Source organism: Lawsonibacter hominis (assembly GCF_014287895.1).
Classification (GTDB): domain Bacteria; phylum Bacillota; class Clostridia; order Oscillospirales; family Oscillospiraceae; genus Lawsonibacter_A; species Lawsonibacter_A hominis.
In genome coordinates this window covers 25,249-45,392 of record NZ_JACOPP010000014.1, presented here as the reverse complement: position 1 = coordinate 45,392, position 20,144 = coordinate 25,249, and the positions used below count along the sequence as shown (strand labels likewise).

Sequence of the window (20,144 nt, the reverse complement as noted above, 5' to 3'; positions counted from 1 at the left end):
CTCACGTGCGCTCCATTCCTTCCAGCAGCCCCCGGACGATGCGCCCGGTCATACCCCAGATGGCCCGCCCCTGCCACAGATAGATGGGCACATCCATACGTCCCCGGTGCCAGCCGTAGCGCTTCTGCGCCCCCACCAGCGCATAGGGGAAGTCGTCGCCCACCTGGGGCACCAGTTCATAGGAATACACCCGGGGCGGGTGGTCCCGAAAAAAATCCACAGGCACCAGAAAGGTCTCCTTCACCTCCGCGGGGCTGGGACGCATGGCGTCTACGGCGGCTGGGTCCACCCGGCCCAGCAGGGGGTAGAGCACAAAGCTGCCCTGTCCCGTCTGGTAATCCAGGGGGGCGATCAGTTGCACCGCACTCCGGGGGATCCCCAGCTCCTCCTCCGTCTCCCGCAGGGCACAGCCGGCCGGCTCCTCCTCCGGCTCCATATGTCCTCCCGGGAAGCACACCTCCCCCGGCTGCCGCCCCAGAGTCTCGGCGCGCACCTCAAAGAGCAGACAGGCCTCTCCCGCCCGCTCCACCAGCGGCACCAGCACCGCGTATTTCTTCCGTACCCCCTGGGGACGCGGGGCATGTCCCCGCCAGCGTTCCTCAAACTCCCGAATGGTCATGGCTTCCCTCCCGGCCCGGCAAGCCGTCTGCGTCCGCGGCAGCGCCAGCGGCCGGTGCCCTCCGCATAGCCGCAGATCCGTGGATCGGCCGGCGCTGCATTCCGAAAGCGCGGCGGCCGGGGCGGCCCAAACACCCCCCGTCATTTCCACCGGCGCTTTTCCCGTTTTCCGGCACAGCGCCTTCCGGGGCTGCGCCGGGCCGGGTAAAATAACTTCCATATCTGTCTTCCCTCTTGGCCCTCAACCGTAATTTGTACACGGCTCCAGGGGAAGGGGCGGACGCCTTCGCCGCCGGGCGCTTAGGATTCCGGTACGGTAAAGTGAGACAGCGTGTCCCGCCGCGTCCACGCGACTGCCCGGCCTGCGGCGCGGCTTTTGGGCACGTCGATCAGCCGCTGGTTGCGGCTGCCCCGAAACAGCGCGTCATAGGACTTCTCCGCCAGCCAAAACGGCCCGTCTACCAGCACGTCGGTGGCCGCCAGCAGCTCCAGCCTGGCCGGGTCTCCTTCCGCCAGAAGCTTTTCATAAGTATAACCCGTATAGGTCCATACATTCAAGCCCTTTTCCCGGGCAATTCGGGCCAATGCGGCGCACTCCGCCGCCTGAAGAAAGGGTTCTCCCCCGGAAAGCGTCACCCCGTCGGTCAGGGGATTCGCCAGCATCCGTTCGGCCAGCTCCTCCAGGGAAGCCTCCCGCCCGCCCGCAGGGTCGTGGGTCTCCGGATTGTGGCAGCCGGGACAGCCGTGGGGACAGCCCTGCGTAAAGACGGTAAAACGCAGGCCGGGCCCGTCCACGATGGAGTCGGATACCGTATTGGCAATGCGCATGCACTCACCTCCGCATTGGTTTGGGGCGGGCCCTTCGGCCCGCCCCCCGTTCTTTATACGCTGTGCTTGACCCGGTCGTGTTCCTCGGCCCGCTTGGCGTTGTTGAAGCGGTCCAGGGTGCCTACCAGATAACCGGTGATGCGCCGGATGCGCTCGAAGGGCACGCCGTCGGCCTCCGTGCGGCCGCAGCCGGGGCACTGATCCCCAATGATACCGGAAAATCCGCATACCGGGTCCCGGTCCACCGGGTGATTGACGCTTCCGTAACCGATGCCGTTTTCCTTCATGCAGCGGATGACCTTCTCAAAGGCCTCCAGGTTTTCCGTGGGATCGCCGTCCATCTCGATATAGCTGATGTGCCCGGCGTTGGTAAGCGCGTGATAGGGCGCCTCGATCCGGATCTTATCGTAGGCGGAGATAGGGAAATACACCGGCACATGGAAGGAGTTGGTGTAATAGTCCCGGTCGGTGACGCCCGGGATCGTTCCGAAGCGGGCCTTGTCCAGTTTGACGAAGCGGCCGGAGAGGCCCTCCGCCGGGGTTGCCAGCAGGGAAAAGTTGAGCCCCCGCTCCGCGCTCTCTTCATCCATCCGGGAGCGCATATGGGAGATGATCTCCAAGCCCAATACCCGGGCCTTCTCGCTCTGGCCATGGTGCTCGCCGGTCAGGCTCTTAAGGGTCTCGGCCAGGCCGATGAAGCCCACGGACAGCGTGCCGTGCCTGAGCACCTGGCGCACCTCGTCGTCCCAGTCCAGCTGGTCGGAATCCAGCCAAACGCCCTGCCCCATGAGGAAGGGGTAGTTGCGCACGTGCTTGCGGCACTGGATCTCAAAACGCTCCAGCAGCTGAGCCACACACAGGTCCAGCATCCGGTCCAGCCCCTCGAAGAACAGGGAAAGATCCCCCTTGGCCTTGATGGCCAGACGCGGCAGGTTGATGGTGGTGAAGCTCAGGTTGCCCCGGCCGTTGCAGATCTCCCGGCTGGGATCGTACACGTTGCCGATGACCCGGGTACGGCAGCCCATGTAGGCGATCTCCGTCTCCGGGCGGCCGGGCTTATAATACTGCAGGTTGAAGGGGGCGTCCAGGAAGGAGAAGTTTGGAAACAGGCGCCTGGCGGAGCAGCGGATGGCCAGCTGGAACAGGTCGTAGTTGGGCTCGCCGGGGTTGTAATTGACCCCTTCCTTCACCCGGAAGATCTGAATGGGGAAAATGGGGGTCTCCCCGCCGCCCAGCCCGGCCTCGGTGGCCAGCATGATATTTTTCATCACCATGCGCCCCTCCGGGGAGGTATCCATGCCGTAATTGATGGAAGAGAAGGGGGTCTGGGCCCCGGCCCGGGAGTGCATGGTGTTCAGGTTGTGGATCAGGGCCTCCATGGCCTGATAGGTGGCCCGGTCGGTCTCCTTCACCGCCCGGTAGTGGGCAAACTCCTGGGCCTTTTGGATCTCCGCTTCCTCCCCGAACCGGGGCGCCAGCGCCAGACGCTCGGCCGCAAAATAGTCCCCGCAGCCCTCCAGCGTGGGCTGGAGGTCCTGCTTTTCCCCGATGCCCGCGATCACGCCCTTGAGTTCGCTCTCCGGATCCTCCAGCCCGGAGAGCAGCATCAGCGCCCGGGCCAGGTTCTGCCGGTAAAGGCGCACGAAGGTCTTTTTCACCCCGTCGGCCATGCCGTAATCGAAGTTGACCACGCTCTGTCCGCCGTGCTGGTCGTTCTGGTTGGACTGGATGGCGATGCAGCATAGGGCGGCATAGGAGGAGATGTCGTTGGGCTCCCGCAGGGTGCCGTGGCCGGTGGAAAAGCCGCCTTTGAACAGCTTCCGGATGTCGATCTGGCAGCAGGTGGTGGTCAGGGTAAGGAAGTCCAGGTCGTGGATATGGATGTCTCCCTCCCGGTGCGCCCGGGCATGATCCGGGTTGAGCACGAACATATCGTAGAACTGCTTGGCTCCTTCCGAGCCGAACTTGAGCATGCTGCCCATGGCGGTATCCCCGTCGATGTTGGCGTTCTCCCGCTTCAGGTCGGATTCCCTTGCGGCGGAGAACGTGATGTCCTCATAGGTCTTCATCAGGCGGGTGTTCATCTCCCGGGCCCGGCTGCGCTGGTCCCGATACAGGATGTAGGCTTTGGCGGTCTGTACGTAGCCGTTGTCCATCAGCACCCGCTCCACCAGATCCTGGATGTGCTCCACGTCGGGCTGCTGGCACCCCTCCACATCCAGGATGGAGAGCACCTCTTCCGCCAGGCGCTGGGCAGTCTCCTCCTGTCCCGGCTTGTAGGTGGCGTTGAAGGCCTTGGTGATGGCCTGGGCGATCTTTCCCTCATTAAAGTCGGCCAGCCGCCCGTCCCGCTTCCGGATCTTTGTCACTGTCATTTGCAAGCGCATCCTTTCTCCAAGCGTAAAAAACGCCCTTTTTCAGAGCGAAAAGTCCCTTTTCTGCGCAGCACTATATCTTGTGGTCTTTTTTCGATAAGCCGTTTTTATAATACCTTATCTTGCATGTTCCGTCAAGGCAGAAAACAAAAAGCACGTTCCAAAAACCGAACGTGCTTTTTGTTGGTTTCACCCATTTCGGCGTCTGTTCCAATCCCCGCGAAAGGACGAACGGGCGGCGTTTGCGCCGTTTTCAGACCGGGCACTAAAGCAGGACCAATCCATACCGGACGCGCATCTCCTCCAGAAACGCCTCGTCCAGATCACCGGTCCCGTCCCAGAAGGCCCGGCCCTGGTAGAGCCGCAGCGCCTTCTCCAGCAGCTCCGGCACGTCGGAGAACAGGCACAGGGCATCCTTGACCGCATACTGGTTCTCTGCAAAGATATCCAGGTCGTCCTCCTCCAGGATGGCGATCTTCAGCGCTCCCTGCGGGGCCTCCTCCTCCGCCTCCAGGATGTCCTCCATCAGGTCGCTGGTGCATGCGATCGTCTCCCCCACGTCCACATCGGGGGTAATGAAGCGCGCCTCCTTCTCGCTGGCGCAGGGGATCACGTCGGGGTCGTGCCCGACTGCGGGAAACGCTGCAAAATCGATCTCCGCCAGCGCCTCCCGCAAAGCGGCGATGTGTGCGGGCGTGGTGCCGCAGCAGCCGCCGAAGATGCGCACCCCCGCCGCTGCAAACGCGCGGGCATAGGCAGCAAATTCCTCCGGCGGACAGTGGTAGACGACGCCCCCATCCACCCTCTCGGGCAGGCCCGCGTTGGGCTTTGCGATCAGAGGCACTGCGGCGTATGGGGTCAGCCGGCGGATCTGCTCCAGCATCCCCTCCGGCCCGGAGGAGCAGTTGAGGCCGAAGGCGGCCGCCCCCATGCCCTGCAGGATGATCAAAGCCGCCAGCACATCGCTGCCCGAGAGGGTACGCCCGTTCTCATCGCAGGTGAAGGTGACCCACACCGGCTTGTCCGACACGCTTTTACAGGCCAGCACCGCCGCCCGCGCCTCCGGCACGGTCATAGTGGTCTCGATCAGGAACAGATCCACCCCGGCCGCCGCCAGAGCGCGGGCCTGCTGGGCATAGACGTCCACCAGCTCTTCAAAGCTGCTCGCTCCGAACGGCGCCAGCAGCAGGCCCGTCGGAGCCAGATCGCCCGCCACCAGGACGCGGCCGTCCGCGGCCGTCCGGGTCAGTTCCACCAGGCGGCGGTTGTACTCCTCTACCCGGTCCTGGGCGCCGTGCCGCGCCAGGCTCACCCGATTCGCCCCGAAGGTGGGGGCGATCAGCACTTGGCTGCCCGCCTCCACATAGGCCCGCTGGATCTCCAAAAGGGCCTGGGGGTGCTCCAGCACCCACTGCTCCGTACAGACGCCGTTGGGCATGCCGCGCCGGTAAAGCTCGGTACCCGTGGCGCCGTCCATCAGGACCGGCAGGGATAAGGGGATGGTGTCCATAATGATCGCGTTCCTCCATCGTTTCACAAACTGTCCGCCCCAGGCAGGCCTGAGTCAGCTGCAGGAGGCCGGTGCGCGCAGCCTCCCGCTCCGTTTTCCTACATCTTCTCCGGCGCGGCCACGCCAAGCAGCTCCAGGCAGTTGGCAATGACGCTGCGCACGGTATCCGCCAGCTTCAGCCGGGCGCGGAGCACCGCGGGGGCCTCTCCTTTGATATAGCAGGCATTGTAGAAGCGGTGGAACTCCCCCGCCAGCGTAATGAGATAGCGGTTGACATGCACGGGATCATAGTCCCGTGCGGCGAGCCGGATGGTCTCCGGCAGCTGGGAGAGGGTCTTGATGAGCGCGCGCTCCTCCGCTGTGGCAAAGACTGCCGGGTCCACATCGGCCGCGTCGGGCACCGCCGCGCCCTCCTCCTCCAGCCGGGCGATCAGGGAGCAGATACGGGCGTGGGCGTACTGTACGTAGTACACCGGGTTCTCGCTGTCTTCCCGCACCGCCAGGTCCAGGTCAAAGTCCAGGGCGCTGGAGGAGGAGCGGGAGCTGAAGAAAAACCGGGCGGCATCCACGCTGACCTCGTCCAACAGGTCCCGCAGGGCGATGGCCTTGCCGGAGCGCTTGGACATGCGGACAGGCTGGCCGTCCTGGAGCAGATTGACCAGCTGCATCAGCACCACCACCAGCCGGTGCGAACCGTCCAGTCCCAGGCCGTCCAGCGCGGCCTGCAGGCGGGCAACATGGCCGTGGTGATCCGCGCCCCAGATGTTGATGGCCTTGGAGAAGCCGCGCTGCTCCAGCTTATTGCGGTGATAGGCGATGTCGGCGGCGAAATAGGTATAGAAGCCGTTGGCCCGGCGCAGCACGTCGTCCTTCAGGTCCAGCTTGTCCACCTGCTCCCGGCTCTTCCCCTCGGCCAGGTACTTCTGCCTGAGCAGGCCGCTGGTGTCCAGCCAGAGGGCCCCGTCCTTCTCGTAGGTCCAGCCCTTGTCCCGCAGCAGGCCCACCGTCTCCTCCACATAGCCGCTGTTGTGGAGGCTGGACTCCAGGAACCACTCGTCGTACTCGATGTGATAGCGGCGCAGATCCTCCTGCATGCGGGGGATGTTGACAGACAGGCCGTATTCGGCCATGGCCGCCTGGCGCTCCTCCTCGCTCTTGTCCTTCCAGTCCGCACCGTGGGCGTCATAAAAGGCCTGGGCCAGCTCCTTGATATCCTCGCCGCGGTAGCCGTCCTCCGGGAAGGGCACGTTCTCCTCCCCCTGGATCCGCTGCAGATAGCGTGCGTCGATGGACAGGGCGAACTTGTGGATCTGGTTGCCCGCGTCGTTCACGTAAAACTCCCGCCACACGTCGTAGCCCGCCCGCTCCAGCACACTGGCCAGCGCGTCGCCCAGCACGCCGCCCCGGGCGTTGCCGATGTGCATGGGGCCCGTGGGGTTGGCGGAGACGAACTCCACCATGACCGTTTCGCCCTTCCCCTCGTCGATGGCGCCGTACCGCTTTCCCTCCGCCTGAATGTCGCAGAGCACGTCCGCATACCACTTGCTGCCCAGGGTAAAGTTCAGGAAGCCCGGTCCCGCGATCTCCACCTTGTCAAAATAACTGCCGGCCAGATCCAGATGCTCCACGATGGCCTGGGCGATCTGCCGGGGCGCCCTGTGCAGCGCCTTGGCCCCCGCCATGGCAAAGGAGGAGGCGTAATCCCCGTTTTTCACGTCCTTGGGGATCTCGATGGTAGCCTTCACCTGCGCGCCTGCGGGCAGGACGCCCGCCGCCGCCGCTTTTTCGTAGGCGCTCTGGGTCAGGGCATGCACCTGTTCCCGCGCCGCCTGGATCATGTTTGACATCGTCTTCACCTTTTCTTTTATAATACGGCCCGTATCGGGAAACCGGCCCCGGCGCTTGCGCTGCACGCGGCAACTGAATGGCCGCGGCAGCAACGGTTTTGCCCTGCAAAACCGTTGGTTCGAGACCGCCCACGCAAAAATCACTGCTGCAAAATCGGCCGTTTCTCCCTTACGTTGATCTGGAATAAGTTCTGCCCCGCCACCGCGTGGTCGATCTCGATGGCGTAATCGATCTCGATGCTGCCGCCGGACAGGCCGAGCTCCGCATGCATCTTCCGGGTGCTCACCCCCACGGACAGGGACCCGTAGGGCGTGTCGTACAGGGACAGGTGACGCCGTCCCTGCTCAAAGACCATCTGAGAGTTGACCTCCCCGATGCGCAGCAGGGTGATCCGCTCGGGCTCGATCTGGAAGGTGGTCAGGGTACCCTCCAGCCCGGTGAGTTCGCTCTCCTGATAGCTCAGGGTATAGCCCTCCGTTCCATCCGGATCCAGCCGCCCCTCGGTGACCAGCTCGATGGTCTCGTCCTCCATATCCTCATAGGATTGCTTGCCCTTAATGGAAATAATCACGTTGTTTTCCATACGCCGGAGTACCTCAAATCCTCTGGATTGCAAATTGCAAATTATTATACACAAATCCTTTGAAAATGTAAAGAGACGCCCCTCAATCGGCTGGTCAAAAAAGCGGCAAAGCGGCTTTGGGGGCCGTCTCCTCAATAGCGGCCGATCTCCACCTGACCGACGGAATCAGCCACATCCCAGCCCAGGAAGATGGAGGCCAGGCGGGAAAAATCCTCCACCCGGTCGCTGACAAAGTAACGGCAGGCGCCCCTGCCGCGCCCCCCGGCCAGGGCGGAGCGCTCCCGCAGGGTCTCCGCCACGGCCCGCGCCCCCTCGGCCCCTGCGCTGACCAGCGTTACGCCGGGTCCCATATAGTTGCCGATGACGCTCTCCAGAAGCGGGTAATGGGTGCACCCCAAAACCAGCGTATCCACGCCCGCCTGCTTCAGGGGCGCCAAGTACTCCGCGGCCACCGTTTCGATGACGACGTCCCCAGGGGCGAAGCGGCCGTTCTCCACCAGCGGCACAAACAAAGGGCAGGGCTGCGGCAGCACCTGCGTGCCCGGCCGGGCCTGTTCGATGCAGCGCTCATAGGCCCCGCTGCGGATGGACGCCTGGGTGCCGATGAGTCCGATCCTTCCATTTCGTGTGGCCCGGGCCGCCGCCTGGGCGGCCGGAGCCACCACCCCCAGCACCGGCAGCTCATTTTCCGCCGCGAGCACGTCCAGGGCGGTGGTGGATACGGTGCCGCAGGCAATGACGACGGCTTTCAGATCAAACGTGCGCAGAAAGGCCACGTCCTGCCGGGCATATTTGATAATGGTCTCCCGGGACCGGCTGCCGTAGGGCACCCGCCCGGTATCCCCGAAGTACACGATATCTTCCTCCGGCAGCAGGCGGCACAGCTCCCGCACGGTGGTGAGCCCCCCCAGACCGGAATCAAAAACGCCGATTGGCCGTTCGTCCAAGGCGCTCCCTCCCATTCTATGTATCATAAGCAGACACTATCATATGCGAAAACGCGCCGGAAGACAAGGGGCATTTTCACAGTTTCCCAGCCGCTCCTGTTTGACATTTCCCCCAGCGTGATTATAATATAAATTAGGGATGGCCCGCTTCCATCCGCAAGCGCGCTTTGCGCGAAATGTTGCGCCAGGATCAGGCATGGTTTTTCAGGAAAACCGGATGCATTCCAAAAAAGCGCGTCAAACGGATGGCGCCTGCTTTCCGCAAAGCGCCGCAGGCGCATGGAATCAGCGTTTCCCCAGGGCAACCCCATACCGTCATTGCAGCGAGGAGGTTACGTGCATCATGAAGCTGGAACTGACGACCAAGCAATTCCGCCGCCTGCTGGATATGGTCTATATCGGCAACTGGATCTTAAACTCCACCCGCGGTGAGGACCGCTTTCAGGATTACGACAAAGTGGAAAGCCTGCTCTTTTCCAAAGCCCGCGCGGAGGGCATGGGTGCGCTGGCCGAGGTCTGGAACGGCGAGGTGATCCCCTCCCGCGCCTTTGCCGAGGGCGGCATCCATGAGGCCATCATGGAATATGAAAACAATGTGTTCTTCGACATCCTGGCGGAGGACCTGGCCCGCCGGGATATGGACGACGCCCCCATCGACGAGAGCAATTACGACGAGCTCAACCGCCGTATCGACGCCTATATCGCGGAATTTGAGGAACACGGCACCGATAATATCCTGGTGGACAGCGACAGCCTGTAAACGCGCCGCGCCCCCGGGGGCCGCTTTGCGGTCCCCGGGGGCGCGGTCCTTTCCCGGCGGCTTATGCCTGCTCCACCAGTTCTTCCCGCCGGCGTTCCAGCTCCTGTACCTGCCGCTCCAGGTCGCCGCGCAGCTGCCGCAGGCCGTCCAGCGCCTGCTCCACCCGGTCTGCGGCGTCTTCCACGTTGGCCTGGGCGTCGTGGATGCCGGACTGCACCGCCCAGTCGGCAAACAGGCCGTCGAAGAAATAGTCGGCGAAGGTGGCGAATTCCCCGATCTGTATCTGGGGCACATCTTCCACGCGCACGTCGGCCAGCTCCGCGCGGAACCGGCACAGCGCCTGCTGCGCCTGGTCGATCCCGGCGCGGGCCTCGTCGATATGCTCATGCTTGGCCATGGTCACAAACAATCCTCCGCCCAGCATATCCCAGGTGCCCAGGCCCTCGGCATCGTCCAGCTCCGCGCGCACGAAGGACAGGGCGCTGCCTGCCTGCTGCCCTGCGGAAAGGGCCTCGTCCACCTCCCGCAGCCGGCGGAGCAGGGGCGCAAGCTGCCCGTCCAGTCCGGACAGCTGTGCGCCCACAGCGCCTCCCATACCGCGCAGCAGGGCCTCCTTCTCCTTACGCAGCCGCTCCAGCTCCCCCGCCGGGTCCTCCAGCGTCTCCCGCTGCCCCAGCAGGGCGCGGAGCTGATCGTCGATGTACTCCAGATCCCGGCGGGCCTGGTCATAGCGCACAGCGGCCTCCAGCTCCTCCCGCCGCTCCCGGGAGAGCCGCTCCTCCTTCTCCCCGGAGAGGGCTGCCAAAAAGGATTTAAGCCCGCGTTTTTCCAGCGCCTCCACGTCGGCGCGCTCCTTTGCCAGGATGCCGGCGCACTCCTGCTCCTTCTCCTTGCGCTCCCGGCGCTGGGCGCGCAGATCGTCGATCCGGCGGTCCAGCCGCTCCCGGCGCTCCCGCGCCTCCTCCAGACGCTTCCACTCCTCGTTGATCTGCTGTAAACGCGCTTGCATACTCATTTCTCCTTTCGCCATCGGTTGACGATCTCTATTTTACAGGCCGGCCGGCAAATGTGCAACGGATTTACTGGACTTCGCCGCCGGTTTATCGTAAAATATGGATTACGATCAAGCAAAAGGAGCATCCCAATGGAAACTATCGTATCGATTCTGGCCCGGGAACTGGGCCGGAGCGAGACGCACGTGCAAAACGTCGTCGCCCTCATCGACGAGGGCAATACCATCCCCTTTATCGCCCGCTACCGCAAGGAACTTCACGGCGCCATGGACGACACCGCCCTGCGCGCCCTGGCCGACCGGCTGCATTATCTGCGCAATCTGGACGCACGGCGCAGCGAGGTCAAAAACGCCATTGAGGGGCAGGGCAGGCTGACCGCGGAGCTGTCCGCCGCCATCGACGCCGCCGCCACCCTGGCGGAGGTGGAGGACCTGTACCGCCCCTACAAGCCCAAGCGGCGCACCCGGGCCGCCATCGCAAGGGAAAAGGGGCTGGAGCCGCTGGCCGAGCTGCTGTTCGCCCAGGCGCGGGACTGCCCTCCGCCGGAACAAGCCGCCGCAGGCTTCCTGGATGCCGAAAAAGGCGTAACCACCGTGGAGGAGGCGCTCCAGGGGGCCGGCGATATCATTGCCGAGCGCATCTCCGACGACGCGGGCCTGCGCAAGACGCTGCGGGAGCTCTGGCAGCGCAAGGCTTGTCTGGTCTCCTCCGCCGCGGAGCCGGATCCGGAGGACACGGTCTACCGGCTGTACTACGACTTCAAGGCGCCCGTGGAGCGCGTCCTGGGCCATCAGGTGCTGGCCGTCAACCGGGGCGAACGGGAGGCGGTCCTGAAGGTCTCGGTGGATATGGACCGGGAGGCCGCCCTCATCGCCGTGCGCCGGGCCGTGCTGGTACCCGGCGCGCCCTCCATGGCGTTTGTCCGCGCCGCCGCGGAGGACGCCTACGACCGGCTCATCGCCCCCAGTGTGGAGCGGGAGGTGCGCGGCAGGCTCACCGACGCGGCCAACGAGGGCGCCATCCGCAACTTTGCCCTGAACCTGAAGCCCCTGCTCATGCAGCCCCCCGTCCGCGGCCGGGTGACCATGGGGCTGGATCCCGGCTACCGCAACGGCTGCAAGGTGGCGGTGGTGGACAAGACCGGTAAGGTACTGGACACGGCGGTCGTCTACCCCACCTTTAACGAGCGGAAAAAGCAGGAGGCCATCGACGTGCTCTCCCGCCTGATCCGCAAACACGGCGTGGAGCATATCGCCATCGGCAACGGCACCGCCAGCCGGGAGACCGAGCAGATGACGGTAGAGCTGATCCGCCAGGTGGGCGGCGGGGTCAGCTACATGATCGTCAATGAGGCGGGCGCCAGTGTGTATTCCGCCTCCAAGCTGGCCGCAGAGGAGTTTCCGGAATACGACGTAAATCTGAGAAGCGCCGTCTCCATCGCCCGCCGTCTTCAGGACCCGCTGGCGGAACTGGTGAAGATCGACCCCAAGTCCATCGGTGTGGGGCAGTATCAGCACGACATGCCCCAGGCCAGGCTGGATGAGGCCCTCTCCGGCGTGGTGGAGGACTGCGTCAACGCCGTGGGCGTGGATCTCAACACTGCCTCCGCCCCCCTGCTGACCCGGGTGGCCGGTCTGAATGCCGCCACGGCCAAAAACATTGTCAGGTACCGGGAAGAAAACGGGAGCTTCACCACCCGGAAGCAGGTCCTGAAGGTACCCAAGCTGGGCCCCAAGGCGTTCGAGCAGTGCGCGGGTTTTCTGCGGGTACCGGAGTCCAAGTCCGTTCTGGACCATACCGGCGTCCATCCGGAGAGCTGCGACGCCGCCCAAAAGCTGCTGGCACTGTGCGGCTATACCCTGGCCGACGTGCAGGCGGGCCGTCTGCTCCAGCTGCGGGAGCGGCTGAAGGAATATGGAGAAGCCGCCGCCGCCGCGGAGTGCGGCGTGGGGCTGCCCACCCTGCGGGACATCGTGGGCGAGCTGCTCAAGCCCGGCCGGGACCCCCGGGACGAGCTCCCCAAGCCCATCCTGCGCACCGACGTACTGGAACTGAAGGACCTGAAGCCCGGCATGGAGCTCACCGGCACCGTGCGCAATGTCATCGACTTCGGCGTGTTCGTGGACATCGGCGTCCATCAGGACGGGCTGGTCCACATCAGCCAGCTGTCCGGACGGCGGGTGCGCCACCCCTCCGAGCTTCTTTGCGTGGGCGATATCGTAACGGTCTGGGTGCTGGAGGCAGACGAGAAGAAGAAGCGCATCTCCCTGACGATGAAACCGCCGGCGGGCGGGCCGGAGGTCTCCGGCGCGGCCTCGTCGGACGGCCGGGCGGTATGAGCCGGGAGCGCACGGCCGGGCAGCGCAGACGCGCAGCGGACGCTTGAGGAGGGGGCCCTATGCTTTTGAGTTTTGATCTGGTCGGCGAGATCCTGGATGAACTGGCGGAGGCTTTCCCGCCGGAATTCTACCAGGATCTGAACGGGGGCATTTCGCTGCTGCCCGAGTGCAAGGAGGATCCGGAGGCCCCTCCGGGGGAGCTGTATGTTCTGGGCGAGTACTGCAGCGATCAGATGGGGCGGTATATCAACCTCTATTACGGCTCCTTCGCCGCCCTGGCCCGCCGGGAGGGCTGGACGGAGGAAGACTGGGAGGAGGAGCTCTACGCCACCTTGGCCCATGAGTTTACCCACCACATCGAGGGCCTGGCCGGAGAGCGCGGCCTGGAACTCAAGGATGCGCAATTTATGGAGGATTTCCGGGCGCGGAATGGGGAATAGCGGGCGTGTTCACCCCGCTCCTTCCAGGGCGGCACAGCGTTCGAACGCTATGCCGCCCTATTTGTAAGCGAAAACCACCGGCTGTGCCGGTGGTTTTCGCTTACAAATAGGGGATGGAGCGCCGTGCGCGGCGCTCCATCCCCTTTTGCGATCCCTTTTGCTCCCGGTCAATGGCTCGAACCTCGATGCTGCCGCAGTCCCTGCGGCTTTTTTTACGTTCCCTGCGCCGCTTCCACAGCGTTTTGGATGGTGCGCCCCTCGGCCTGCCTGGCGTGGCGCTCCACGTCTCCCTGGTTGCGGGGACTGCGGATCAGCTGGGCGGGCCCCTGGACGCAGCCGCCCTCACAGCCCATGCCCTCGATAAAGTTGAAGTCTCCCACACCCTTCGCCGCTTTCAGGAACGCCAGCTTGCAGGCCTCAAACCCGCTGCATGGGTTGGCCTTCAGGGCAAAATCGCTGCCCTGTTCCTTCAGCGCTTCCGCCACGGCGGCGGCCACGCCGCCGCTGCGGGCGAAGGTACGTCCGTACCCGCTGGCCTGGTCCAGTTCGGTGTCTTCCAGCTGGGCTACGTCGAGCCCCCTGGACTCAAACAGGGCATAGAGTTCCTCAAAGGTCAGCACGCAGTCCACCGCGCCCATGGTCTTGCCCAGACGGAACTCCTTCTTCTTGGCCACGCAGGGACCGATGAAGACCACTTTTCCGCCGGGGTCCCTCTGCTTGATGTAACGGGCCGCCATCACCATAGGCGACGGGGTCTCGGAGATCAGATGCGCCTGCTCGGGGAAGTTCTTCTCCACATAGTCCACAAAAGCCGGACAGCAGGAGGAGGCCAGCATCCCCTTTTCCGTCAGCTCCTGCGCCTCGCGCCTGGCGGTCATATCCGCCCCCAGCGCCACCTCCACCACATCGTGGAAGCCCAGCAGCTTCAGTCCCGTGACCACCTGACTCAGGTCGGCGGGCGCAAACTGCCCGGCGATGGAAGGCGCGACGGCGGCGTATACCCGGTAATTCCACTTATCCGCACCCTTGAGCATCTCCACTGCGTCCACGAGGAAGGATTTATCCATAATGGCGCCAAAGGGGCACTGGTACACACAGGCGCCGCAGGAGGTGCACTTTGCCGGGTCCACGAACGCCTTTTTGTCCTCGCCCATGGAAATCGCCCCGGCTTTGCAGCCGCGTTCACAGGGGCGCTGGTTCTTCTCAATGGCGCCGTAGGGGCAGGCGGTCAGGCACTTGCCGCAGGTGATGCATTTGCTGTGGTCGATCACCGCCCGGTGATTGACGATGGAGATGGCGTCCTTCGGGCAGGTGTGGACGCAGCGGGTGGCGATGCACCCCCGGCAGGCGGGTCCCACGGCGATTTGGGTGACCGGGCATTCGTCACAGGCGATGGGCAGCACCTCCACCAGGTTGGGATTGCCCTTGTCGCCCCCCATGGCCAGCTTGACCCGCTGGGAGATGATGGCCCGCTCTTTATAAATACAGCAGCGCATCTTGGCCTCCGGGCCGGGGATGATCTGCTCCGGGATATCCAGGATGCCCGTCTGGAGATCGTCCTCCCAGGCCAGCTTGGCAACCGACCGAAGCACATCGTTCTTCAATTCCTGTACGCTGGTTTCAAACACCCGCATGACGATTCCCTCTTTCCAAAACGCGGAATTATTTCGTTAATTTTTTCACATTCTTATCATACCCGCTGGACCCACATCCTGTCAATCCGTAATCCTTCCCTGTGTTTGCAGGATTTTGCAGTCCCTTTTCGAAAACGCGCGGGTTTATACCGGGCGGTTCTCTATCCGGCGCCAGCGCTCCGCACCCCTGCCTGCCCCCCCGCATACCTTGGAGTGAGAAATTGATAACTTGGAGGTCATCTTATGCAGGCCCAACCTCAGGTCCGGTTCTTTTTGGGTGCAAATTCCCCTGGCGGCTTTTATTCTTTGTACGATCAGCTCATCGACCCCGCCCAGGCGGAGGAGATCTACATACTCAAGGGAGGGCCCGGCTGCGGCAAATCCTCCCTGATGCACCGGGTCGCGGAAGCCGTTGAAGCGCATGGCCTTTCCGTGGAGTATATCGACTGCTCCGGCGACCCCGATTCTCTGGACGCCATCGTGATCCCACAGCTGAAAACCGCCCTGGTGGACGGCACCGCCCCCCATGTGGTAGAGCCCAGATTTCCCGGCGCGGTAGAATGTTATGTCAATCTCGGGGACTATTACGATCATGACGCGCTGCGGCAGGTCAAGGGTGAGATCATCTCCTGTATGAAAGGCTATAAGGGATGCTACCAGCGGGCCTACCGCTGCCTCACCGCCGCCGCACAGATCGGGGAAGACATGCGTTCCCTGCTCTGCACGCAGGCGCTGGAGGAAAAAATGGCAAAGCGGGCCCGCGGCATTCTCAGCCGCGAGGTCCGAAAGGCCGGCAGCGACTCCGGCCGGCCGGTGCAGCGGTTCCTCGGCGGCGTCACCTGGAAGGGAGAACTGTGTCAGTTCAGCACAGCCGATTTGTTATGTAAACGAATCTACGAGCTTTCCGATCCCTATGGCCTGGCCCACGGCATGCTTACGCACCTGGCCCACGGGGCCATGGCCGCAGGGCACGATGTGATCGTCTGCCCATCCCCCATGTTCCCCGACCGGATGGAGCATCTGCTCATTCCCTCTCTTTCCCTCGGTTTCGTCTCCTCCACCCCTGCGCTGCCCTACGAAAAGCGGCCCTACCGCCGCCTGCGGCTGGACGCCATGGCCGACTCCGAACTGCTGCGCCGGAACAAGCCCCGGCTGAAATTCTCCCGCAAAGTGTCCGCCGCCCTGCTGGAAGAGGCGGTGGAATCCCTGGCGCAGGCCAAAGCCATGCACGACGACCTGGAGGCCGTCTACAACCCCCGCGTGGACTTTGAAGGAGTCTACCGCACCGCCGATCAGATCGCCGGAACGCTGCTCGCCCGCCTGTAAAAAACGTCCCGCCCGGAGCGAATGCTCCGGGCGGGACGCGTGGCGGTCGAAAACCCTCCTGAGGAAGGGCCTCGCAGAGCTCCGTCGTCCGCAGACGACGGAAGGAAAGGAAGCTCCGTCATTTCCGGCGACACGTGCGTCGGAAATGACACCCCTCATGACGGACAGGGCGACTTTTCTGCCAGAATCGAGCCCTGTCCGTCATGCATCCCTCTGTCGGAAAAGGCCTTTGGCCTTTTTCGACAAGCTGACGTCCCGCCCGGAGCGAATGCTCCGGGCGGGACGCGCGGCTGGCCAACAATCGGCAAGCCGGTTCTATTCCGCAGGCTGGTCCTTTCGGCGCGCAAGCGCGTCATAGGTCACCTGCCAGGCCTTCTCCTCATAGAGGTACTCTCTCGGCTCCGGCGTCCGCCCCAGCAGGCGGGAAAGCAGCCAGTAGTGGAAGTGGGGATTTTTCACCAGGACGGGCCCGATCAGGTGGGTGCCCAGAAAGTTGTTTTTCCGGAAGCCCTCCCCGCTGTCCCCTTCCCGGTTTCCCCGGCCCATGACCACCTGGAGCAGGGGCTCCACGTCCCCCTCCCAGTCCTCACAGTGGTTGAAAAATCCCACCAGGGGGCGCTCCAGCTCCGGGTGGCGGGCGATGGCGTCGCCGGTGTAGCGCGTATCGCGCCGCTCCCGCACGGCAACGTCCAGCAGCCCCAGGCCCTGCCAGACCTGCCCGGCTGCGTCGGTGATCTCCCGGCCCAACAGGGCGGCGGCATTGCCGGTAAAGAGCGCATGCTTCCCGGCGTCCATCGCCTCCCGCAGCGCTCCGGCGCAGGGCCGCAGGTGCTCCAGCGCCGCCTTCTGGCTGCGCTCGGTGCCCGCGCCCATGTAGATCCAATCGTACGCTGCGATCTCCAGCGCCTCCCCCGGCGCTTTCCGGTCCACGCTCACGTCCTCCCCCTGGTCCGCCAGGCGGCGCTCCAGGGCGCAAAGGTTCCCGCTCTCCCCGTAGAGGTTCATCAGGTCGGGGTACAGATAGAGGATTTTCATGCCCGTCCCTCCTGTTCCACCTGCACGCGGGTCAGCAGCTTGTCCTTGTCGGAGAAGCAGGTGATGAAATAGATATAGCCCTCGCCGTGCTCCTTCACCCAGTCCACCGCCGCGCCGATGTCCCCGATCACGCGGACGCGCTCCGGCGGGATGGGGCAGTAGGAGAAGCGGACGGCCAGATCGTTGCTGTACCGTCCGGCCAGGACGATCTGCTTCACCTGAGGGGCGTTCAGGCGCTCGAAGTCGATGTCCCACAGCCAGGAGGTCTCGCTGGTGAAGTATTTGCGGCTGATGGCGTCCACCAGCACCAGCACCGTCACGTCCCGCCCGTCCTGGACGGCCAGGCGGATGGACTGGTCGTAGGAGATGGAGTTTTCGTGTTTGGAGGTCAGCAGCGTGCCCGCCCGCTCGCCCGCCCGGAAGGAGACGATGCGTCCGTTTTGCAGGGCGTAGCCGCTCAGCGCCCGGGCGATCGGCTCCTCCGCCAGCCCAAGCGCCCGGCAGGCGGAGAAGGCCGCCAGGGTGTTGTACATGTGATAGATGCCGGAAACGGCCATGTCCACGCGGTACTTGCCGTTGAGGATCAGATGCTTCTCCTCCAGGCTGGCCTGCGTGACGGCGTCCTCCGGCGTATGCCGGTGGTGCCCGCAGCCGGGGCAGCGGTAGGCGCCGATGTGGTTGTAATGGTAGTATTCATACTCCATGGGATGCTTGCAGTGGGGGCAGTACGCCCCGTCCCGGTAGCGGCCGGAGGGCTGCGTCTCGGAGAAGGGCAGCCGTTCCACCCCGAACCAGGTGACCGGGTTGTCCCGCCCCAGAGCGAAGCAGGACACCAGCGGATCGTCTGCGTTGAGGATGAGCCTGGTCCCGGGGTGGATGCTGTCCTGGAGGATGTCGAAGATCCACTCCGGGTGTCCGTTGCGGGTGAGCTGGTCCCGATAGAGGTTGGTAATGACGTAATGCGTGGGGGTAAAGTGCCGGAAGGTGTGGCGGGCAAAGCGCTCGTCGCTCTCCAGCAGGATCACGTCGCTGCGGCAGGTCCCCCCCAGCGTGCAGTCGGAGAGCAGGAAGGTGGTCACGCCCTCGATCTGGTTGGAGCCCTCCCGGTTGTAGGCCACCTTCCAGCCGTTCTGCCGCAGCACGTGGGCGATCATCTCGACGGTGGAGGTCTTTCCGTTGCTGCCGGTGACGGCGATGACCCGGTCAGGCAGCTTGATCTTTTGCAGGATATCGGGGTCCAGCTTCAGGGCCACGCTGCCGGGCAGGCTGCTGCCCTTGCCCAGCAGCTTGCCCGCAAAGCGCAGCAGCTTGCAGGCCAGGATGGCGATGGTTTTCATCTTTCAGGCTCCTTTGGAGCGGAAATCGGGCTCCTTTTGATGCTATCTAAGATACCACATTTTCCCCCCCGTTGCAACGGCCATCATTCCGTCAGATGCGTCTGCGCCGGTCCCTCCAGCAGGCGGCCCCGGTGGTCGAAGCGGGAGCCGTGACAGGGGCATTCCCAGCTTTTTTCATCCGGGTTCCACTCCAGCTGGCAGCCCAGATGGGGGCAGCGGGTGGAGACCAGGAACAGCTCGCCCGTCTCGTCCCGGTAGGCACCCACCTTTTCCCCGTCCAGCTCCACCACGCCGCCGTGGCCGCTGGGCAGGGCCTCCAGCTCCGCGCGGCCGGAGGTGAAAAGCTGGCGCGAGAGGCCTTTTACCGTCTGCTTGCCGTCCTCCAGCAGGTTGGCCCCGGCGGCGGGCAGCTTGAAGCGCCGGGGCGAGAAAACGGCCCCGTCCGGGTCTTCCCGCCCGGTGATACGGGCGCTGATGAGCATGGCGGCGGCCATGGAGGAGGTCATCCCCCACTTCTGAAACCCGGTGGCCACATACCAATTGGGGACGGAGGGCGCGTACACGCCGATATAGGGCACCCCGTCCAGTGTGATGCAGTCCTGCGCGGACCAATGCGCCGCCTCCCGGCTGTCCGGATAGCAGCGCCGGGCTGCCTGGCGCAGCAGCTCATAGCGTCCTCCGGCGGAGTTCTCCCCCGTCCGGTGGTTGCCGCCGCCCAGCAGCAGGTATTCCCCCGCGTTTCGGAAGGAGAGCCCTTCCGGGTCCACGCCGTAGTACATGCCGTCCAGCTGCGGGGCGTTTTTCAGCGCCAGCACGTAGCTGCGCTCCTGGTGCATCCGCGCGAAATAGTAGCCGGGGGCGTTGACGAAGGGGAAATGGCAGGCGAACACGACGTGCCGCGCCCGCACGGTCCCCCGGTCGGTCTCCACCCGCCCTCCGTCCACCCGCAGCACCAGGGTCTGCTCATATACCGTCACCTGCTCCGCTACCGCCGCCAAAAAGCGCAGGGGATGGAACTGGGCCTGCTCCTCAAAGCGCACCGCACCCTTCACCGGGAAGGGCAGGGCGGTCTGGGCGGTAAACTGCGCGTTCAGGCCCAGGGCCCGGGCGGCGTGGGCTTCCGCGCGCAGCGCGTCCTCGTCCAGCGTGGAGTAGAGATAGGCCGCCCGCTCCTCCAGCGCGCAGTCGATGGCAAGCTCCCGGACGATACGCCGGTACTCCGCAATGGCGCGCTGGTTGACCCGGGCATACTGCCCGGCCTGCTCCGCGCCGAACCGGCGCGTCAGCTTGTCGTAGATCAGCCCGTGCTGACTGGTGATCTTGGCGGTGGTGTTCCGGGTCTGCCCGCTTCCCAGCCGCTGCGCCTCCAGCACCACGGACTCTACCCCCGCCTCCTTCAGCAGCCAGGCGGTGAGCACCCCCGCCATGCCGCCGCCGATCACGGCCGTATCGGTCTCCAGGTCGCCCGGCAGCGGAGGCCGGGGGGCTATTTGGGTCGTTTCGCTCCAAATCGATGGCATTTGCCTCACCTCCGCAACAGCTTTTGCAATC

Annotated in this window: 16 protein-coding genes; 4 read left to right on the top strand and 12 right to left on the bottom strand. The window is 64.4% G+C overall.

From position 1 onward, the window contains the following. Position 1 precedes the first annotated feature (1 nt). From H8S57_RS10810 to murI, 7 genes are all read right to left on the bottom strand, one after another. Positions 2-619, bottom strand: coding sequence for an NUDIX hydrolase (locus H8S57_RS10810; protein WP_186908099.1), 618 nt, complete (start codon positions 617-619; stop codon positions 2-4). Between the two features lie 299 nt (positions 620-918). Beyond that, positions 919-1,446: an anaerobic ribonucleoside-triphosphate reductase activating protein gene (nrdG, locus tag H8S57_RS10805; RefSeq protein ID WP_186908098.1), complete on the bottom strand. Its 528-nt coding sequence runs from the start codon at positions 1,444-1,446 to the stop codon at positions 919-921. 53 nt (positions 1,447-1,499) lie between these two features. Continuing rightward, the gene (locus H8S57_RS10800; protein WP_186908097.1) at positions 1,500-3,821 is read right to left on the bottom strand and encodes an anaerobic ribonucleoside triphosphate reductase; all 2,322 of its coding nucleotides are present in this window, start codon (positions 3,819-3,821) and stop codon (positions 1,500-1,502) included. A 265-nt stretch (positions 3,822-4,086) separates the two neighbouring features. Continuing rightward, positions 4,087-5,358: a homocysteine S-methyltransferase family protein gene (locus tag H8S57_RS10795; RefSeq protein WP_256176225.1), complete on the bottom strand. Its 1,272-nt coding sequence runs from the start codon at positions 5,356-5,358 to the stop codon at positions 4,087-4,089. A 71-nt stretch (positions 5,359-5,429) separates the two neighbouring features. Next, positions 5,430-7,178 carry an arginine--tRNA ligase gene (gene argS, locus H8S57_RS10790; RefSeq protein ID WP_186908096.1) on the bottom strand — a complete coding sequence of 583 codons (1,749 nt, stop codon included), beginning with the start codon at positions 7,176-7,178 and terminating at the stop codon, positions 5,430-5,432. Between the two features lie 140 nt (positions 7,179-7,318). Beyond that, complete coding sequence (locus tag H8S57_RS10785) at positions 7,319-7,750, bottom strand: YwiB family protein (protein WP_369807615.1); 432 nt, start codon at positions 7,748-7,750, stop codon at positions 7,319-7,321. 143 nt (positions 7,751-7,893) lie between these two features. Beyond that, positions 7,894-8,709 carry a glutamate racemase gene (murI, locus tag H8S57_RS10780; protein WP_186908094.1) on the bottom strand — a complete coding sequence of 272 codons (816 nt, stop codon included), beginning with the start codon at positions 8,707-8,709 and terminating at the stop codon, positions 7,894-7,896. A 343-nt stretch (positions 8,710-9,052) separates the two neighbouring features. Here murI and H8S57_RS10775 point away from each other — a divergent pair, with 343 nt between their 5' ends. Then, positions 9,053-9,469 carry a hypothetical protein gene (locus tag H8S57_RS10775; RefSeq protein WP_186908093.1) on the top strand — a complete coding sequence of 139 codons (417 nt, stop codon included), beginning with the start codon at positions 9,053-9,055 and terminating at the stop codon, positions 9,467-9,469. A gap of 61 nt (positions 9,470-9,530) precedes the next feature. On the opposite strand, the gene H8S57_RS10770 is transcribed toward H8S57_RS10775, so the two are convergent. Beyond that, on the bottom strand, positions 9,531-10,478 hold the full coding sequence (locus tag H8S57_RS10770; RefSeq protein WP_186908092.1) for a phytochrome family protein: 948 nt from the start codon (positions 10,476-10,478) through the stop codon (positions 9,531-9,533). A 135-nt stretch (positions 10,479-10,613) separates the two neighbouring features. Here H8S57_RS10770 and H8S57_RS10765 point away from each other — a divergent pair, with 135 nt between their 5' ends. Both H8S57_RS10765 and H8S57_RS10760 read left to right on the top strand, forming a co-directional pair. Next, the gene (locus tag H8S57_RS10765; RefSeq protein WP_186908091.1) at positions 10,614-12,821 is read left to right on the top strand and encodes a Tex family protein; all 2,208 of its coding nucleotides are present in this window, start codon (positions 10,614-10,616) and stop codon (positions 12,819-12,821) included. Positions 12,822-12,880: 59 nt separating this feature from the next. After that, positions 12,881-13,261 carry a metallopeptidase family protein gene (locus tag H8S57_RS10760; RefSeq protein WP_186908090.1) on the top strand — a complete coding sequence of 127 codons (381 nt, stop codon included), beginning with the start codon at positions 12,881-12,883 and terminating at the stop codon, positions 13,259-13,261. 212 nt (positions 13,262-13,473) lie between these two features. Here the strand turns inward: H8S57_RS10760 and H8S57_RS10755 are convergent, their stop codons facing one another. After that, a complete protein-coding gene (locus tag H8S57_RS10755; RefSeq protein ID WP_186908089.1) occupies positions 13,474-14,895 on the bottom strand; it encodes a 4Fe-4S dicluster domain-containing protein in 1,422 nt (473 codons plus the stop codon). 243 nt (positions 14,896-15,138) lie between these two features. On the opposite strand from H8S57_RS10755, the gene H8S57_RS10750 reads away from it, so the two are divergent. Further along, positions 15,139-16,221 carry a hypothetical protein gene (locus tag H8S57_RS10750; protein WP_243204789.1) on the top strand — a complete coding sequence of 361 codons (1,083 nt, stop codon included), beginning with the start codon at positions 15,139-15,141 and terminating at the stop codon, positions 16,219-16,221. A 315-nt stretch (positions 16,222-16,536) separates the two neighbouring features. Here H8S57_RS10750 and H8S57_RS10745 read toward each other — a convergent pair whose 3' ends face one another. From H8S57_RS10745 to H8S57_RS10735, 3 genes are all read right to left on the bottom strand, one after another. Next, positions 16,537-17,256, bottom strand: coding sequence for a type 1 glutamine amidotransferase (locus H8S57_RS10745; protein ID WP_186908088.1), 720 nt, complete (start codon positions 17,254-17,256; stop codon positions 16,537-16,539). After that, the gene (locus H8S57_RS10740; protein WP_186908087.1) at positions 17,253-18,593 is read right to left on the bottom strand and encodes a MurT ligase domain-containing protein; all 1,341 of its coding nucleotides are present in this window, start codon (positions 18,591-18,593) and stop codon (positions 17,253-17,255) included. The genes H8S57_RS10745 and H8S57_RS10740 overlap by 4 nt, the downstream gene beginning before the upstream one ends. 83 nt (positions 18,594-18,676) lie before the next feature. After that, positions 18,677-20,113 carry an FAD-dependent oxidoreductase gene (locus tag H8S57_RS10735; protein WP_186908086.1) on the bottom strand — a complete coding sequence of 479 codons (1,437 nt, stop codon included), beginning with the start codon at positions 20,111-20,113 and terminating at the stop codon, positions 18,677-18,679. Between the last annotated feature and the right edge of the window lie 31 nt (positions 20,114-20,144).

Coding starts and splice junctions, on each gene's coding strand:
- H8S57_RS10775 (WP_186908093.1), top strand. CDS start 9,053: ATGAAGCTGGAACTGACGACCAAGCAATTCCGCCGCCTGCTGGATATG.
- argS (WP_186908096.1), bottom strand. CDS start 7,178: ATGTCAAACATGATCCAGGCGGCGCGGGAACAGGTGCATGCCCTGACC.
- H8S57_RS10800 (WP_186908097.1), bottom strand. CDS start 3,821: ATGACAGTGACAAAGATCCGGAAGCGGGACGGGCGGCTGGCCGACTTT.
- H8S57_RS10740 (WP_186908087.1), bottom strand. CDS start 18,593: ATGAAAACCATCGCCATCCTGGCCTGCAAGCTGCTGCGCTTTGCGGGC.
- H8S57_RS10745 (WP_186908088.1), bottom strand. CDS start 17,256: ATGAAAATCCTCTATCTGTACCCCGACCTGATGAACCTCTACGGGGAG.
- H8S57_RS10760 (WP_186908090.1), top strand. CDS start 12,881: ATGCTTTTGAGTTTTGATCTGGTCGGCGAGATCCTGGATGAACTGGCG.
- H8S57_RS10735 (WP_186908086.1), bottom strand. CDS start 20,113: ATGCCATCGATTTGGAGCGAAACGACCCAAATAGCCCCCCGGCCTCCG.
- H8S57_RS10810 (WP_186908099.1), bottom strand. CDS start 619: ATGACCATTCGGGAGTTTGAGGAACGCTGGCGGGGACATGCCCCGCGT.
- H8S57_RS10755 (WP_186908089.1), bottom strand. CDS start 14,895: ATGCGGGTGTTTGAAACCAGCGTACAGGAATTGAAGAACGATGTGCTT.
- H8S57_RS10750 (WP_243204789.1), top strand. CDS start 15,139: ATGCAGGCCCAACCTCAGGTCCGGTTCTTTTTGGGTGCAAATTCCCCT.
- H8S57_RS10770 (WP_186908092.1), bottom strand. CDS start 10,478: ATGCAAGCGCGTTTACAGCAGATCAACGAGGAGTGGAAGCGTCTGGAG.
- H8S57_RS10765 (WP_186908091.1), top strand. CDS start 10,614: ATGGAAACTATCGTATCGATTCTGGCCCGGGAACTGGGCCGGAGCGAG.
- nrdG (WP_186908098.1), bottom strand. CDS start 1,446: ATGCGCATTGCCAATACGGTATCCGACTCCATCGTGGACGGGCCCGGC.